Origin of the sequence: Streptomyces sp. NPDC048483 (assembly GCF_040651455.1) — a bacterium.
Classification (GTDB): domain Bacteria; phylum Actinomycetota; class Actinomycetes; order Streptomycetales; family Streptomycetaceae; genus Streptomyces.
On the sequence record NZ_JBEZJZ010000087.1, the window covers coordinates 1 to 15,556 of the forward strand.

Annotated in this window: 17 protein-coding genes and 3 pseudogenes; 10 read left to right on the forward strand and 10 right to left on the reverse strand. The window is 66.1% G+C overall.

All coding sequences use genetic code 11. The annotated features are described in order from the left end of the window. Nucleotides 1–570: 570 nt before the first annotated feature. The 5 genes and pseudogenes from AB0D04_RS31795 (at nucleotide 571) to AB0D04_RS31815 (ending at nucleotide 4,071) form a co-directional block, all read left to right on the forward strand. Entirely contained in the window at nucleotides 571–966 is a 396-nt protein-coding gene (locus AB0D04_RS31795) for an RHS repeat-associated core domain-containing protein (protein ID WP_362710417.1), read from the forward strand. Next, a pseudogene (locus tag AB0D04_RS31800) lies at nucleotides 879–1,169 on the forward strand (DNA/RNA non-specific endonuclease); the annotation flags it as partial. The gene AB0D04_RS31795 and the pseudogene AB0D04_RS31800, both read left to right, overlap by 88 nt. 178 nt (nucleotides 1,170–1,347) lie before the next feature. After that, entirely contained in the window at nucleotides 1,348–1,878 is a 531-nt protein-coding gene (locus AB0D04_RS31805; protein ID WP_362710343.1) for a histone-like nucleoid-structuring protein Lsr2, read from the forward strand. A gap of 110 nt (nucleotides 1,879–1,988) precedes the next feature. Then, nucleotides 1,989–2,167: pseudogene (locus tag AB0D04_RS31810) on the forward strand (IS5/IS1182 family transposase); the annotation flags it as partial. Between the two features lie 395 nt (nucleotides 2,168–2,562). Then, nucleotides 2,563–4,071 (forward strand): DUF4246 domain-containing protein, encoded by a 1,509-nt coding sequence (locus tag AB0D04_RS31815; RefSeq protein WP_362710346.1) that lies wholly within the window; start codon nucleotides 2,563–2,565, stop codon nucleotides 4,069–4,071. A 13-nt stretch (nucleotides 4,072–4,084) separates the two neighbouring features. On the opposite strand, the gene AB0D04_RS31820 is transcribed toward AB0D04_RS31815, so the two are convergent. The 4 genes from AB0D04_RS31820 to AB0D04_RS31835 all read right to left on the reverse strand — a co-directional run bounded on the left by AB0D04_RS31820 (nucleotide 4,085) and on the right by AB0D04_RS31835 (nucleotide 6,441). Next, a complete protein-coding gene (locus AB0D04_RS31820; RefSeq protein WP_362710349.1) occupies nucleotides 4,085–4,336 on the reverse strand; it encodes a hypothetical protein in 252 nt (83 codons plus the stop codon). A gap of 434 nt (nucleotides 4,337–4,770) precedes the next feature. Beyond that, nucleotides 4,771–5,220 (reverse strand): hypothetical protein, encoded by a 450-nt coding sequence (locus AB0D04_RS31825; RefSeq protein ID WP_362710351.1) that lies wholly within the window; start codon nucleotides 5,218–5,220, stop codon nucleotides 4,771–4,773. Nucleotides 5,221–5,410: 190 nt separating this feature from the next. Further along, a complete protein-coding gene (locus AB0D04_RS31830; protein ID WP_362710354.1) occupies nucleotides 5,411–6,130 on the reverse strand; it encodes a DUF6333 family protein in 720 nt (239 codons plus the stop codon). Nucleotides 6,131–6,240: 110 nt separating this feature from the next. Then, nucleotides 6,241–6,441: a hypothetical protein gene (locus AB0D04_RS31835; protein WP_362710357.1), complete on the reverse strand. Its 201-nt coding sequence runs from the start codon at nucleotides 6,439–6,441 to the stop codon at nucleotides 6,241–6,243. Nucleotides 6,442–6,724: 283 nt separating this feature from the next. Between AB0D04_RS31835 and AB0D04_RS31840 the strand changes: the two genes are divergently transcribed. Next, nucleotides 6,725–7,021, forward strand: coding sequence for an NUDIX domain-containing protein (locus AB0D04_RS31840; protein ID WP_362710420.1), 297 nt, complete (start codon nucleotides 6,725–6,727; stop codon nucleotides 7,019–7,021). A gap of 38 nt (nucleotides 7,022–7,059) precedes the next feature. Continuing rightward, entirely contained in the window at nucleotides 7,060–7,833 is a 774-nt protein-coding gene (locus AB0D04_RS31845; protein WP_362710360.1) for a hypothetical protein, read from the forward strand. Between the two features lie 174 nt (nucleotides 7,834–8,007). On the opposite strand, the gene AB0D04_RS31850 is transcribed toward AB0D04_RS31845, so the two are convergent. Then, entirely contained in the window at nucleotides 8,008–8,157 is a 150-nt protein-coding gene (locus tag AB0D04_RS31850; RefSeq protein WP_362710362.1) for a hypothetical protein, read from the reverse strand. A 484-nt stretch (nucleotides 8,158–8,641) separates the two neighbouring features. On the opposite strand from AB0D04_RS31850, the gene AB0D04_RS31855 reads away from it, so the two are divergent. Continuing rightward, nucleotides 8,642–9,529 carry a hypothetical protein gene (locus AB0D04_RS31855; protein ID WP_362710364.1) on the forward strand — a complete coding sequence of 296 codons (888 nt, stop codon included), beginning with the start codon at nucleotides 8,642–8,644 and terminating at the stop codon, nucleotides 9,527–9,529. Between the two features lie 705 nt (nucleotides 9,530–10,234). Here AB0D04_RS31855 and AB0D04_RS31860 read toward each other — a convergent pair. Together AB0D04_RS31860 and AB0D04_RS31865 are read right to left on the reverse strand one after the other, a co-directional pair. Then, nucleotides 10,235–10,834, reverse strand: coding sequence for a hypothetical protein (locus tag AB0D04_RS31860; protein WP_362710366.1), 600 nt, complete (start codon nucleotides 10,832–10,834; stop codon nucleotides 10,235–10,237). A gap of 143 nt (nucleotides 10,835–10,977) precedes the next feature. Next, nucleotides 10,978–11,940 (reverse strand): annotated as a pseudogene (locus tag AB0D04_RS31865) (transposase); the annotation flags it as partial. A gap of 345 nt (nucleotides 11,941–12,285) precedes the next feature. Between AB0D04_RS31865 and AB0D04_RS31870 the strand changes: the two are divergent. Together AB0D04_RS31870 and AB0D04_RS31875 are read left to right on the forward strand one after the other, a co-directional pair. Next, nucleotides 12,286–13,116 carry a 2OG-Fe(II) oxygenase gene (locus AB0D04_RS31870; RefSeq protein ID WP_362710369.1) on the forward strand — a complete coding sequence of 277 codons (831 nt, stop codon included), beginning with the start codon at nucleotides 12,286–12,288 and terminating at the stop codon, nucleotides 13,114–13,116. Continuing rightward, nucleotides 13,113–14,039: a 2-oxoglutarate and iron-dependent oxygenase domain-containing protein gene (locus tag AB0D04_RS31875; protein WP_362710372.1), complete on the forward strand. Its 927-nt coding sequence runs from the start codon at nucleotides 13,113–13,115 to the stop codon at nucleotides 14,037–14,039. Before AB0D04_RS31870 ends, AB0D04_RS31875 begins: the two co-directional genes overlap by 4 nt. 176 nt (nucleotides 14,040–14,215) lie before the next feature. On the opposite strand, the gene AB0D04_RS31880 is transcribed toward AB0D04_RS31875, so the two are convergent. The 3 genes from AB0D04_RS31880 to AB0D04_RS31890 form a co-directional block, all read right to left on the reverse strand. Continuing rightward, the gene (locus tag AB0D04_RS31880; RefSeq protein ID WP_362710374.1) at nucleotides 14,216–14,887 is read right to left on the reverse strand and encodes a hypothetical protein; all 672 of its coding nucleotides are present in this window, start codon (nucleotides 14,885–14,887) and stop codon (nucleotides 14,216–14,218) included. Between the two features lie 20 nt (nucleotides 14,888–14,907). Continuing rightward, nucleotides 14,908–15,114 carry a hypothetical protein gene (locus AB0D04_RS31885; RefSeq protein WP_362710376.1) on the reverse strand — a complete coding sequence of 69 codons (207 nt, stop codon included), beginning with the start codon at nucleotides 15,112–15,114 and terminating at the stop codon, nucleotides 14,908–14,910. Nucleotides 15,115–15,405: 291 nt separating this feature from the next. Continuing rightward, nucleotides 15,406–15,522 carry a SapB/AmfS family lanthipeptide gene (locus AB0D04_RS31890; RefSeq protein WP_362710379.1) on the reverse strand — a complete coding sequence of 39 codons (117 nt, stop codon included), beginning with the start codon at nucleotides 15,520–15,522 and terminating at the stop codon, nucleotides 15,406–15,408. Nucleotides 15,523–15,556 lie beyond the last annotated feature (34 nt).

The window sequence follows — 15,556 nt, forward strand, 5'->3', positions numbered from 1 at the left end:
GCCGTGGATCCCGGGGTCTTCGTGCCCCGCCGCCGCACCGAATTCCTCGTCGGCCGGGCCGTCGACCTCGGCCGCCCCTGTCGAGGAAGCGCTCGGTGCGATGGTCGGGGACCTGGTCGTGCAGCTCGGCGCGAATGCCCTGGGCGTGCAGGACGGCGTGGACCTGAGCCGCACCGCGAAGGCAGGCAAGGAAGGCTTCAGCCAGGAGGTGGATCACGCCAGGGACGCCGCCAAGTCAGCAGCGGACCAGCCGATGGGACTCCTCAGCGCCGGCGGCAGTGGAGGCGGCGGAGGGGCCGGTGGAGGCGGAGGCAGTGGCGGCTTCAGCTTCGACGAACAAGCACATGACGACGTCGTCACGGGGTTGCAGAGCGCCAGCGGCACGTTCCGCAACAAGGCGGGCGGCAAACTCGGCCGGGCCAAGAGCCACCACGGGCGTACCCGCGGCAAGGATGCCATCGCCAATGCTGCCAACATCATGATCGACAAGGTCATGGACGGCATTGAGGGCGGCCTCAGGAAGGCCGCCAAGCACATGGACGACAGCATGACCCGCGGCGTCAAGCAGAGATCACGACCGGGAAACCGGCCTCTCACTACAATTTCAACCGCTACTACGACACGGAGGTCGGCCGCTACCTTTCTCCGGACCCGCTTGGCCTTGGTCCCGCAGCCAACCATTACACCTACGTCGATGATCCACTCGCATTCACCGACCCCCTGGGCCTTGCCGAAAAGTGCAGGCAAGACGTCACCTGGGGCGGGCACGTTCAATGGCATAGAGACCACCGCGGCGGCCACTACGAAATGAACGTGACGATTAATCCGGATATGCTGGACGAAGGTACGGGAGCGAAACAGAGCATACATCCCCCGGATTCCTGGGCGAGGACTACGGACACGCGCGAGGCCACATGCTCGCCAATCGTCTCGGCGGCACCGGAGACGAGGACGATAACCTATTGACCATCTCTCAGAATCCGACCAACACCCCACAGATGAGTAAATATGAAGCCATGGTCTACGGGCAGGTGAGAAAGCATGGCAGCGCCACCTGTAATGTCTATCTAGAATACGCTGACGACAATCCAAAAATACCCAAGTGGATTCAGATGGAGGCATTCGACCACCGCGGCAATCTCCTCTTCGATAAGAAATTCGAAAACTAGGCTCACCTGGACGGGTGATGAACGACTTGGAACAGCTCAAACGCCTATGCCCTCCACCCGTGGACCGTTCAGGTCAAGCTCCGCCTGCCTGGGACTCAGTAGAACAAGGGCTGGGCATCAGGCTCCCGGGCGACTACAAGAGACTCTTCGAGGAATACGGGCCGGTTTCTGCGATTTCGTGTCCCTCTACCAACCCCAGGCATACCCCGAGACGATCGATATCGAGGTGCAGACACCGAAAATCCTCGCGTCGCTTGAAAAGCGACGCGAGTGGACCGACTACAGTCTTCCGTGTCCCAGCACGTCGCTTCAGCCGGCCGCAGTAACAGGCAATGGAGAATACGTCTTCTGGGTGGCCGAACCTAAAAGCAATCCAGACCTGTGGAAAATCGCAATAAGCGAGGCCAGCGGGAACGGTTGGTTCACATTTGATGGCGTCATCACCGCATTCCTGAGAAGGCTCTGCGAGGGCGCCCTCGACGTGCCGTTTTTCCCTGACGACCTTCTCGAGAGTCCGCCGTCTTTCCATCCGTCCAGATACACCCCTGAAGACCGGCGACGGGCTCACGCGATCAATACTGCCCCGGCCACCGGACCGATGGATTCGGAGGACGTCCGTGAATGGGCCCGGCGCCAGGGCTACGACGTAGCACCACGTGGACGGATTCCCGGCGCCATCAGAGACGCCTACGAACAGGCGCACAGATAAGCGCAATGCCGAAGGAAGCACTGAATGAGCCTCTTTCATCCTGTGTGGCAGGGGTGAAATGGCCTGGTGGGCGGAGGTCGTGACAGGACAGGGCCTTCGTCGTTGGCGCGATGATCTCACCCATCACACCGGCGACCGAGGGGCCCTGTTGGTTCCGTATCCCTCCATGCTCAACGTCCCGTACGAGCTCGTCGAGCAGGTCTCCTGGCTCATCTACGCTCGAAGGCGTGAACTCCGGTCACCTTGGCGGATGCTGAGCTGCTTCAAGCAGGCCCTGCTCACTGCCGTCCAAGCGGACGTGTCCAGGTGATCAAGCTGCGCAGAGAACAGTCATGATCACCCACGGCCGCGGGCTTCCTGTGTCCAGGACCCGACTCACCCTGCTTTCGCTATCTGTGACGGTGTGACAGGCCGACTACAGCCAGACCCACTCAAGCTCCAAGGCTCGCCATCGGGTCCCTCCGCACGGCCGGAGTGAAAGACATCACGGCTGGCCTACGCCGCAACGCCTGCAACCCCCGCCTCCCCCTCGCGCTCCTCGGCCTCGGACGAGCGCGAAGGGGACATCACGCGACTACGTCGAAGCCCTGGCTCCCGGACCAGCGATGACAGGGACCACCCGCGGTGTCAGTCTGCTGAAGTATCCTTCCCGCCACCGCACACCGACTGTGAGGACCAAGAGAATTGACTGGCCTGTCTGCTTTCCCGCTGCCCTTTCATGCTTCCCGTTCCATATCCTTCGCGACACCCCGAACGCTGCGGGAACTTCAGATGATGCAGTGCAGCGCACTCATTCGGGCGAAGCCGGGGTGGTTCGACAAGATGAACGATGCCGACATCGTCACCAGGTGGACGCAAGAAGCGGTCGCCCAGGGCCTCACCGAAGCGCAGGTTCGTTACGTGCTTGCCGAACTCCTGCATTACGCCGCACTGCGGGACGGACGAACCGGCGTCGAGGTGTCCGCCGTCGACGGGGTGTGGCAGTCGGACACAATGGTCGACGACAAGCTCAGATCCCGGCTGCGCGAGGCGGTTCGGGTTCTGGAGCAGGTCCCTGAAGCAGAACAGGACTGGCATCCCGGATCCGACGGCCAGGTACTGGATCTGGTTCATCCCTCACTGTTCTGCCTGGTGCGAGAGGTGAGCGGTGCACCTGAGAGGGCTTGGCAGAACCCGACGGACCGCTACTCGAAGTATGAATTCTCGGAGAAATTCCAGTGGCTACCCACGGACGTCGACGTCAGTGACGACGGCGATGTCGCCTTCCGTTCGTACGTCAACAACGTCCACCCCGAGACTCATCGCGAACTAGCCTCCGTCCTGCCAGACTTGTTCGCGTGCTTGCGCCCGCTGCTGGAGAACGTGCTCACCGATCTGCGCCATCCGCGGCCCCTGCGGATCGAGGCCGATCCTTTCGGGTGGTACGACTCGGAGCCGGAGTATCCGGAAAAATCCTCCTACAGTGATGATGGGGTCTACGCGGAAGCCCTCCGTGCATGGGAAGAGTCCCAGGACGACTCGTGGGAAAACCGCCGCCCGGCCATCCCGGACGCCCCGGACTTCACCCCGCCCGAGTTGCCCGATGAATCCGCCCGAGTCGACCTGCGCGGCCGCCGTCTCCAGGTCATCGTCAAGCTCGCCACCATTCATCTCACCCCGGACAAGCCCGAGTACCCCGGCGGTTCCTGGCATGTCGAGGGGATGATGAACGAGCGGATCGTCTCGACCGGCATCTACTACTGGGACAGCGAGAACATCACCGAAAGCCGGCTGAGTTTCCGGGCGGCACTCGACGACCCGCGCTACGAACAGAACGACGACAACGGCCTGCGTGAGGTCTACGGCCTGGAGGACGAAGGCGCACTGAACCAGATGCTGGGATCGACATCGACCCCAGCGGGCCGCTGCCTGGCGTTCCCGAACATCCTGCAACACCGCGTCGGCTCATTCCGCCTCACGGACCCCACCCGCCCGGGATACCGCAAAATTCTTGCGTTCTTCCTGGTCGACCCGTCGGAAAAGATCGTCTCGACATCCGATGTGCCACCGCAACAACCATGGTCCGACACCTCGACCATGACGCTTGAACAGGCCAAGAACTACCGCGAACAACTCATGCAGGAACGCAAGTTCTTCGTCGACGAACACAACGAGCAGCTCTACGAACGAGAATTCTCCCTCTGCGAGCACTGAACCTCTTCTATCCTTAATACATGCGGGAGTAGTCGAGGCCCTTTCCCTTGACGGGCTTGCCGACGTAGCGCAGCTCCAGGGTGGTGAAGTCCACCCCGCCCGGACCCCGCGGGGAGAGCCCGGGGTTGGCGAGGTTCTTGCGCTTGAGGAACTCCTGCATGTCCTTCGGCGTGGGCCGGGACTCGCGGATCGCGTCGTTGGCACCGCCGCCGCCGGCGATGCCGGGACGGCCGGGGGCCTGCATGTCCTTCGACTTGTACCGCACACCGCACACCGCACGGCGCCTTGCCCGCGGGGGCCAGGGGCGTGGTGGTGGGCGCACACCCAGCGGGGGCCTTTTCGACCTGGTCAGAGCTGTAGTCGTAGGACGTGCCCTCCCGGCCGTTCTCCTGCGCGATCTTGCGCTGCTCGTGGAGGAATTCGCGGGTCGCCGGCTTCTGCGGCTCAGCGAACACGCTCTGCCACGAGGTGCCCTTCCACTTGGGATCCTTCGCCCAAGCACGGTCCTTCGGCATTTGCGTCTCGCTCATTTCGCCGTTGGACTTGATCTCGATGATCCGTCCGGACTTCTCGTGGTAGGCGTCCAACTGGCGGCGGTGCGGAAGACCGGTGTCGGGATCGGTGAAGATCACTTCCTTCTGACAGATCCAGCCCTTGCTGGTCAGACCATGATCCCGGATGAACTTCTTCTCGAACGCCTTACCGCGTGGGTCGTTGCCCGCATTGCGGATCATCCGCGCGTCCCGCCCGTGCGACCAGTCGTCCCACACTCTGGTTTTGGGAGTCTTCTTCGCGTTGATCCAGGTCCAGTAAATCCGGTCGATGGGCTTGGACTTCGGCGGCTTCCGCTTCAGCTTCCCCAGCCGGGCCTCCTCCTCGGGAGAAGGCGGGGCCGAGACCGTCCCACTTCTTGGCGGGGTTCTCGTACTCGTACGTGTCCCGCTCGGAAGCCGGGCGCGAGTGGTCCTCTGTGGGGAGGTCGACGACGCCGGCCATGTCTTCGAGGAGGTCGAAGTACTCGAAGCACGGCATGCCCGGGTCGAGAGGCTTGGGCGGCCTCGGCGCGGCCTGCGCCAGCGGCGTCAGGGCGCCGAGCGACATGATCGAGGCGCAGGCCACGGCGACCGCCGTGCGCGGCAGTGCGGCCATGCGCCGCGGACGTATGGAAGGTTTCACGGTGTTCCCCGTCGGGGGCCCATGGGGTGAGTACGTTCGCGGCGGCAGGGGCCCCGTGGTCTGTGTGACGCCGCGAAACGCTCTCGCCATAGCCAGTCAACTCGCAGTCATGGAGCGGTAAAACCGGCATGGCGCACATCAACTCATGCTGTACGCACGATCGTTACTCATCGAGCCAGGTCTCTTCGAGGTCTCCGATGGCCTCTTCGGTGCGGGTGACGCGGAACGACGACAGCGTCAGATGGCGTCGTTCGAGGGGCATCACCGCGGACAGGCACGCTTCATGAACGTCGTGGTATTGCATGTGCTGGGGTTCGGCATCGAAGTCGAAGCCGGGGGCCAGCTCGGCAGAGGCGGAGAAGGCGGTGATGATGTCGCTGACGCTGTCGTCGCGCACGTCCCAGGTCTCTTCCCCCGTATAGCCGTCCGCCCACAGCCGGACTCCTGTGGGGTGGATGAAGACGTAGGCGCAGTAGTCGATGGAGAAGTCGATCCAGGCGCATCCGATGACCGCGGCGTTCGGGTGCGCCTTGGCGAGCTCCTCGGCCTGGTCGCGGAGGGGGAAGAACCCGGTTCGGTCGGCCAGGGCCGCATCGGTGATCTCGGTGACCGGGCCCCAGCATCCGATGTGGACCTGTTCGAGATCGGCGCGGGTGTGATGCGGGGCGACGCCGATGTCGGTGGCGGGAAGCGGGTCGAGTTCGGCGTCGACGCTCTCGACGGTGAGGAGCGAATCGGCGACCTGGCGGGCGCGGGCGTGGTCGTTGGGCGGCAGGGAGCCGAAGGCGTGGGGGGTGGGGTTGTCGATGACGGTGAGGGTGTAGCCGCCGTGGCGAAGTATCCGGGCGTCCGCCGGGTGTTCCCACATGCTGTTGTCGGTCATAGCCGAACACCGTAGTGGCGGGCACTGACGGTAGGGTGGCGTTCGTGCCCGCCCGCGAAGCGCGCATGAGAATGGGGCCCGTCCGGACGGAGGCGGACCCCTACAGTTTTTCACGCCGCGGCCGGCGCTTCCTGCCTCTCCTGGCCTGCGGCAGCTTCGTCCGTGCGGGGCTTGGCCAACGCCGCGGCCAGCAGATAGCAGGCCGGCATCTGAAGGCTTATCAGCAGGCCCATCAGGAGCAGCGAGACCTCGTCAATGGTCTCCGCCCCGAAGCTGAATCCGTCGACCGCCAGTGCCACTACGACCAGCACCAGCGTGGGCGCTGCCCGGCGGCAACGGGCAGGAAGAAGAGCCCTGCCCACCGGCCGCCCGCCCGGTGGCTTCGTGCCGGGCGGGCGGTGCCTGTGCGCTCTTCCCTCCGCTGAGATGCCGGGGCACGATCTTCTGTTCGCCCCAGCGGGCGGACGGCGAAATCGCAGCACCTCTCACGTCGAAGGGACCTGCATGCCCCGAGCACAGACACTCTCAGGTAACTGGTATCCCGCACACGTCGCGGACGTTCACGTCATCCTGCGTCGCGGCGAAGAGATCCTTATGGGGCAGCGCCGCGACCAGCCAGTGTTCGGCGGCTGCTTCCAAGTACCAGCCGACCAGCTCGAAGACGGTGAAGCCGCCTCTTGCGGCGCGGCCCGCGAGCTGCGGGAAGAGACCGGAGTCCAGGCCGCCTCCGGCAATCCTCGAAGCGCTCGGCCTGTTCGCCATCACCGGCACCATCACCGCGCTGATTGCCTCCGGGCACCTCACCGACCGCCTCACCCAGGCTCTGCCCTCCCTCCTGGTGATCGTCGGAGCGGCCGGAGCACGGGCCCTGCTGGGCATCGCAGTGACTAACCTCCCCAGCCGGTTGGGGCCGCGAGGCGGAGACACAGATGCTCGACGTCGCCATCCACGCCGAGCTCGCTGCCTACGACCAGCCCGGCTTCAATGACAAATGGGAAGCGGCCGACCGCGGGGCGGACGTCGCCGGGGACCTGATCACCGAGTCCCAGCAGCTCATGGCCACCCTTGCCTCCCTCATCGCCGCGATGGGAGTGGTGTCCGTCCTGCACCTGTTGCTCCTTCCACTGATGGTGCTCGCGGCGCTGCCGCAGGGTGTGGCGAGCATGAAAGCCGCCCGCGTACACCACGCCACAGCCCGCGCCATGTCCGCCGAGCGGCAGGTGCTGTATCTCCTGCACTGGTACATGATCGACAAGCGTGTCGCCGACCAGCTGCGCGCTGGCATCCTGCTGCGCCGATACCGGGTCATCGGTGAACGGGTGGACGCCGCGATCGACAAGGCCGTTCACCAAGGCGCCCGCTACTGGCTGATCGGCGCCGTGGCCGGCGGCCTCGCATCGGGACTCGTTTGGGCCGCACGCAACAGCACCAGTCCCCAGCCGGCATGGCGCAGCCGCTACCCCCTCTACCCCCGCGTTCTTCTCGTCCTGACCGGCGCCACGACCGCGCGGCTCCAGCGCCGCATCAATGACCTGCGCAGCCCTCGCCGCCGCCCCCCACCTGCCCACCGCCGGCATCAAGGCCGGCGCTGCACGGCCGGTCAGGCTTCCGTCATAGCGGCGTCAACACGCTGCTGCTCCAGCAGGTCCTCATCGAGCCGGCCTCGGCGAAGGCGCTTACCGACGAGAATCGGCGTGGGCTGACCGCGCTTTTCTGGTTGGCAGGCCGCAGACGGCACGGCACAGGCAGCGTGATCAGCGCTTGAGTGTCAGCGGCGCGCTCCCGGTGTGAGGGGCCGACGCCGACGGCACTCACATAGAGAAGCTGCCCCAGTCCACTTACACGATGACTGAGACAGCACATTCCCGAACTTACGCTTAGGGGAGATGGCCTGTGAAGACCGTTTGGAAGTACGTGCCCTTGGTGCAGTGCTCGAGATAGCGGGGGTCGCTCACTTCCCCTGTGAACTCGGCGGCCTGCCCCTCCTGGTCGGTCAGCCTGCGCGCACGGACAGGCTCTGCCGCCACACCCCCAGCAGTCGGATCGGACGTCACCGCACATCCAACCGCCGCAACAACCAACCCGGCGAACCATCCCGGTCAGAGCACTGGAGGGGCCGCGGCCCCGGATACCGGAGTCGGGCCCTTCGCTCACCCGGACGGACCGGGGCTCCGTTCCGGACCGGCTTGCCGGTGACCTGCTGGGCCAGTTCGGACAGGAACAGCGCCTTGCTTGCGATGAACGGGGGAGTCGCCGTACACGGAGTGCAGCAACGCCCTCCCCTTGAAGGACACTTCCTCCTGCTCGACGGGTATGCACGTCAGGTTCGCGTGCGCTGCCTCGCCCAGCTTCGGCAGCCCGGCGTGTGCCACATCCGCGTCGGTGGGGATCCGTATGCTGGTGGGCTTGTCGAGGGTGTAGGCGGAGACGAGTCCGTCGGCCACCACGCGCGCGTATTTCCGCGACCTCCATGGGCCCTGTGCCTCCAGCATCTTCACGTAGGCTCCGTGCATGAGCGACGGGGGGAAGGCACGCGAGCTGTACGAGGCCTTGGGGTGGCACGAGGGGCCGAAGCTGTACGAGACGGTTGTCGTGCCATGGCTGGACCGGGCCGGGGGCGGCTACCGCGCCTGGCTGGCCACGGCGGCCGAGTACAGGTCCTGGTGGACGGAGAAGGAGACGGTTCCTGATGGTCAGGAACTCTTGTGGGAGCTCTACGCCCTGAGCCGGGTCAGTGACCTGCTGCTGGCTTTCCAGCCTCCCGCCGGCGAGGTCAATTGCCCGGACCTGCGGCTCAGGCTCTCGGAGCACGAGTACCTCGGCCTGTTCACCTCACTCGGCATGACGCCGTTCAAGGGCAGCACCTTTGACCCGTTCCTCCACGAGATCGTCGAGGTCGAGCAGGCCGACGACCCGCACGCTGCGATCGAGATCATGGAGTTCGTCCGGCCCGGTCTTTTGCTGGGCCAACTGCTGTTCAGCCGAGCCGGCGTCCGAGTCCGCGCCGGTGTCGAGCACGCCCAGCGCGGCGTCGCCGATCGCTCGCCGCTGTTCTGGACCTTTCGGCGTCGCCATCGGCCGACGGTCGATCTGTCCCAGGGGTGGGGTCGCAACTCGCAGTGGCGCACGGACTTTCGCCTCGACTACCGGACCCCGATTGCCGATCTGCTCAATGTGGCAGAGGACCGCGAGATCGACGGCAGTACGGAGATCAGCCCGGACCACCCGGCGAATCTCAGCCCGGAGGAGAGGCTCCTGACGCCCGACGAGCGGCGCGAGCTGTTGCGCCATCGCTGTCTCCTGAGGGTTCCCGAGGCCGCCGATGTGTTGGCCGGATCACCCAACTGGGAGCGGGATCTGATGCCCTTCGGCTGGCGGCTTCCGGATTCCGAGCAGTGACCCGGTCACCCACAACCCACCACTGGCCCTCGACTCTGCGGGCGGCCTGCTCGGCCTGGTGGAGAAGCGTGGCATGTTCCCCGACGCCACCCGTCGGCTCTGGGCAAGCCCGCGGCGGCAGGGCGACCGCTCCGTCCAGTCTTCTCACTGGCCCAGCCACGGCTCATGGAGGCGTCGCCGCCACCACCGCGTTGCCTGCCACTCGCTATCCAACCGGGCATCAGGGTCAGGCAGACTCCGTCGCCTGAGATCGCCATCCAGCCGACTCACCAGCCGTCGCAGATCCGCTCTGCTCAACGGCGGCAGCTGATCAAGCACAAGCTCCAGGGTGTCGCGAGCGTAGATCGGATCGCAGCACGGGCAGTCCCGCCACGGCACATACAGAGGCCGTCCACGCTGGCGCAGAAAGCTCTCATAGCGCGTCAAGGCATTCGCTACGGAAGGAGGCCACATCTGCCGGGCTTCAAGGCGGGCAACAGCGCCCTGACTGAACTTCGGCGCTTGGGTCCTGCTCGACCGGCGGTCGGCGCGCACGGCGCCGGGCGACCTACGCGGCCTCGCCCTTTCTGGTCAACATCATGCGCTCATCCTCCCACAGCGGATGAACCGGAGACCAGGCCACAGGTGACACGAACGGCCCAACCCCTACCTGGGCGCTGCCGCTCATCCCGCTGCTGCGATGCGAACCGTGAACCGTGGTGGCGGTCAGCAGCGTAGGCCGACGATTCCCCAGCCGCGGCGCTCTGCCTCCGTGACCACCTCTCCCCAGTCGGTGAGGAGGTCGGCAAACGATTCGAAGGTCGTGATCCACCCGCCGGGCTCCGCGGCGTGCTGGGTGAACGGCTCTCGCAGAGATTCCAGCTGGGGTGCCGCCTGCCGCCACCATCCGGCGATCAGCGGCACGTGATCGGGCGGACACCACAGCAACAGGTCCGCGTCCCAGGTGCATGGCCGCTCCGGGAGCCCCGAACCGACCCCGGTGGTGTCCTCCAGACCATGCCAGAACAGCGCGTCGTTGAACCGGTCCAGTACCTTGCGTACCTCCGGCTCGACGAAGTCGCGCATGTGGTCCCAGCGGTGGCCGGCCCAAAAGTGCGGCTTGTATGAGCCGAACGTGTTGCGCAAGGCATACCTGCCGTACCAGTCCGCACCCGGCTGTGCGGGCCACGACCAGCCATGCTCGAAGAGGTCGTCGCTGTACGCCTCGCCGAAGGCGGCATCGCTCAGCAGCTCTTCCCGGTCGTCGGCCGCGGCCGCCTCCACGCGTGGCCAGTCCACGATCAGCACCTCTATCCCCACACCCATCAGGCCAGCGTAGGGCAGGAAAACCCCACCCTTCGGGCCAACCCAAACGCTCAGCCTCGCCAGCTCAAGCGCACATTCGCCAAGATAGGGGTCTGTCAAACGAACGGCTCTGTTCCGTAGTCGGTGGTGACCTTTTGTCGTCATGTGAGGAGGATGCGGTGGCGGAGGAGGTCGAATCCGGCTCGGCCGTGCATCTGTCGCATGATCCTCTTGGTGCGGGTGTTTACGCCTTCGGTGCGTCCGTTGTGGTGGGGCAGGGTGATGCCGGCGTTCACAGCAGTCCGGTCGAGTTCGAGGCCGTTGCTGAAGCTGTGCAGGTGAGGCAGACCGGTGCCGCGGACTTGGGTGAGCCACTGAGTGAGTCGGACGTCGTTGCCTTCAGCCGGGGCCAGTAGTCCCGCGAACTGGCTGACATGTGCGGCAAGTTCGCGCATCTCGGGGCAGGCGGTGGTGAGAGCGGTCAGGAGGGCAGTCTCCTTGGTGCGCAGGTTTTCGGGGCGGGTGAGCAGGAGCCGGGTGGCGCGGCGAGGAGTGGTCACCGGGCGATCGCCCTCGGCGCGGCCCTGATTGAGGTAGCGGACCAGCAGGTTTGCACTGCCGGTGTAGCCGAGTTAGGACTGGAGCGCGCATCCCGCGCCGTGCGCAATCACGCAGCAGGTCGGCCCAGGACTCAGCGGACTCGCGGTAGCCGTCGGCCATCGCGATCAGCTCCTTGGTGCCGTCCGCGCGCACGCCCATGACGACGAGCACGCAGGACTTCGCCTCGGCCAAGCGTATCCGCAGGTGGATGCCGTCGGCCCACACCTAGACGTAGTCCGTGGCCGACAGGTGGCGCTCGCCGAATGCCTTGTGATCGGCCTGCCACTGCGTCGTCAGGCGGGTGACCGTGGCGCGCGAGAGGCCGGCGGAGGAGCCGAGGAACTGCTCCAGAGCGGGCACGAAGTCACCGGAGGACAGGCCGTGCAGGTAAAGCAGGGGCAGCACCTCGCTTTTCTTGGGGGACTTGCGGGCCCAGGGTGGCAGGATCGCCGAGGAGAACCGCTTGCGCTCCCGGTCGTCTCGTCGACGCGCTTGTCATTGACCCGCGGGGCCGTGACCTCGATCGCCTACTCGATGACCGTCACAGGATCATTCGGGAAGGTACGCCCTTCGCGCGCCAACCCGAGGTTGATCCACAGGTCTTGAGCATTGCTCCTGGAGCTGTTCTCCCGCTGCCGAAAGCTGCCGAGCCCGGCTGCCTGGCAGGACTTGCACTACGCTCCTGAGCCCCGGCTAACCGAAGCATTGAGGCCATGTGCACGTCCGCGAGCCACAGGCCGTCTGCCCTGACGAGGCGCACGTCGCTTATGGTCGAACCCGCTGAACACCAGGAGTCGGTGACGTTGCCCTCCGGTCGGGCATGTCACCCCGCGTCGAGCCCGGGGCATTGGGCTCATGGGAGGGGCGAAGCCGTGCAGTCCCAGATGTCAGCGCTGGTGGACCTGGAGACGTACCCGGTCGATGCCTTGGACGACGAACCGGGTCTGGCACTGCTGAACAGAGTCCGTGCGGAGTTCGACCAGACCAGTCTGGCGGTGCTCGACGGCTTTCTGCGGCCGGAGGCCGTCACGCAGGTGGCGGCGCGGGCGCGGGAGGACGCCGAGACACTGGGCTATCGGTTCACCGGTGTGAACAATGTGTTCCTCGGGACCTCCGCCGACGCGGGCAGGGCCTCGGATCCCACCGACCGGGGTGGGGCGTCCGATCCGGCTGACGTGGGTCGGGCACACACCAAGAGCACGCTGGCGTATGACCGCATCGGAACTCACTCGCCGCTCAAGGCGCTGTTCCAGTGGGAACCACTGCTGGGGTTCGTCTCCGCCGCCGTAGGTCGTCCGGTGTTCCGTTCGGCTGACCCGCTCGGCGCCATGACCGTCCATGTCCACCATGATGGTGATGAACAGGACTGGCACTTCGATGTCTCGGAGTACACGATCGTCCTGCATCTCCTCGCGCCCGAGGCGGGTGGAGTTCTGGAGTACGTACCGCGTTCGCGCACAGCGGTGGAACAGGACCGCGACACGTTGCGAGCCATCGCCGACGGGGAGCGGCACGAGCTGACGCGCGAACTTCCCACCACCCCAGGCACGTTCGTCCTGCACTCCGGCCGGATCTCCCTCCACCGGGTCACACCGGTACACGGCGCCACGCCACGGATCAGCGCGACCCTCTCGTTCAACTCCGCTCCTGATGGCCGACTCAACGACTACACCCGCAACCTGTACTTCGGCAGGACCCAGTGACCGCCGCGAACCGCCCTCCTCAGCCGGCCCGCAGGCCCGCATCTCGCCCGCCGCGCTGTTCCGAGCTACCCGAACTGGACCTGCGGGTATGGCACGACTCCTCATCACGACCGCAGTTCGCGGAACAGCTGAGCGACATCGCGCACCGGTCCGGGTTTTGCTATCTGACCGGGCACGGCATCACCCAGCAGCGATCAACAAAACTCCTGGGACTTGCCAGGCGCTTCTTCGCCCTCCCCGAGGAGCAGCGGCTCGCGGTGGAACACATCAACTCGCCACATTTCCGCGGCTACACCCCAGCGGGCCGCGAACTCACCAGTGGACGCATGGACTGGCGAGAGCCGTTCGACATCGGACGCGAGCGCCCCGCCCTCCCGCTGCGTCCCGGTGACCCATCCTGGCGGCGGTTGACCGGCCCCAACCAGTGGCCCGCCGAACTCCCCGAACTGCGCCCGGCAATGCTTGAGTTACTGGAGGAACTGCAGGGCATCGGATCCACACTGCTTTCAGCCCTGGCGGTCGGTCTCGACATGCACGAGGACCTGTTCACCGAGTGGTTCGGCCACCAGGCTCACACACGCCTGAAACTACTGCACTACCCATCCCGCCCCCTCCCCGACCACGAGCAGGGCGCGGGAACGCACAAGGATTACGGCTTCCTCTCCATGGTCATCCAGGACTCCCAGGGCGGACTGCAGATCGCCGACGAGCAGGCCGGCTGGATAGACGTCACCCCACGGTCCGGAAGGCTTGTGGTCAACCTCGGCGAGATGCTGGCGCTGTACAGGCGCCGTGCCCTTGCCAAGGACGTCGGCGTCTCTCCCGACGGCACCGGGCCCCGACCGGCTCGTCCTCAAACCGCCGGACGGGCTGTTATCGGTGGAGCCAGCGGTATGAGGCGACGACGGTTGACACATGTGTGACCCGGGAGCAAACCAGCAGCGCCGACTGGCACAGAACATTCACACCATCTGCCTCACCATTCACGGCTTCGCCTTTAGCCTCCCAGACCTATGGACTACTGCCACCCCTGTCGCAGGCACCTCCACGGCGCTCTCACTTGCCCCGGCTGCGGCACCCCCGCCGAGGCCTGTCGTCGTTACGCGGAGGAGACGGCCGCGGCCGAGGAGTTGGCGGGCGGCGGCGAGGCGCCCCGCAGTGAGGGCCGGGACCAGGAGCCGCGCAGCCCCCGGCGCATCCGCGGCCGTGCCCAGCTCCGGCAGACCCGGCGCAGGCGCCGCCGCGGCAAGCTCGTATTCCTAGGCGTGGCCCTGGCCCTCGTGGGGGCGGGTCTGGGCGTGGCCCAGCTCGGCACCGAAGGCGGACTGGGTAAGGAGGCGGGCTCCGCCACTCCGGACGCCTCCACGGCAGCGGCCGCTCCGACCGGCTCCACCGCGACGGACAAGCCGGACCGCCCTACCCCGTCCCGCTCCGCCACCTCGACGGCCTCCGCCACTTCCACCGCGCCGGACGGCAACGTCGAGAAGTCCGAGAAGCCCCAGAGTTCCGGAAAGGGCAAGAAGCCGACTGCGTCCCCGAGAGCGTCGAAGGAGCCCTCGCAGGCGCCCTCGACGACCTCGCCGGCCAAGCCCCGCCCCACACCCCCGCCCCCGGAGCCGACCCCGACGGAATCGATGTGCTTCTTGTGGTGGTGCAGCTGAGGCAGCCAGTTAACAGCCTGTGCGCCGGAGCCGGTGGTGCCCATGGCGTTGCCGGGGGTGCCGTCGAAGGCGGTGGCCGTGACGGAGTTGAAGACTCTGGCGACGGACAACAACGCGCCGAACGTGACGGCTACAAGCGAGAGGAGTTCCAGAACCCGGGGGAAGGGCCGTGGAAGGTGTGGCCGGGAGGGGAGAAGTGCACGACCCGGGAGCTGGTGACGACCCGGGACGGGCGGCAGATCAAGAAGACGAGGTGGTTCTGCAGCAGCCGACGTAGCAGCTCCCGTCCGGCCTCCTCCAGATGTTCCTCCAGCCCACTCGGCCCGAGCCGGTTCATCCGGGCGGCGGCCGCCGTACCGCCGGTACCCGGATGCGGCGGAGTGCCGTCTGGGGCGTCATCCCCAGGAACCGGGTAGTCGGTAGTCCGTACCCGAAGGCTCAGGGGACGTTGGCCTGGCCTTGAGGCGGATGGGGAAACGTGGTCCAGTATCTCCCCGGCCCCGACTTCAGACTCGGCTGTGTCCTGCGGGGTGGCGGCCGCTGTCTCGGTCTGCTCACTCGGCCCGGTAGTTCTGTTGATCGACAAGCGGATGGCTTCCGGGCCGTTACCGGTTGTTGTGAGGGGGCGTCAGAGGCAAACGGTGATGCTCACCTGGCTATGGCACAGAAGCAGGCTCGCGACGCTCCCGCCGGCCTCGGTGTGCTCTTCTTCGGATTCCAGGATCTGAAGGTCGAGGACTGCCATGGTCCTTCCTTTCTCTCGTGTTTTCTTTATGGAG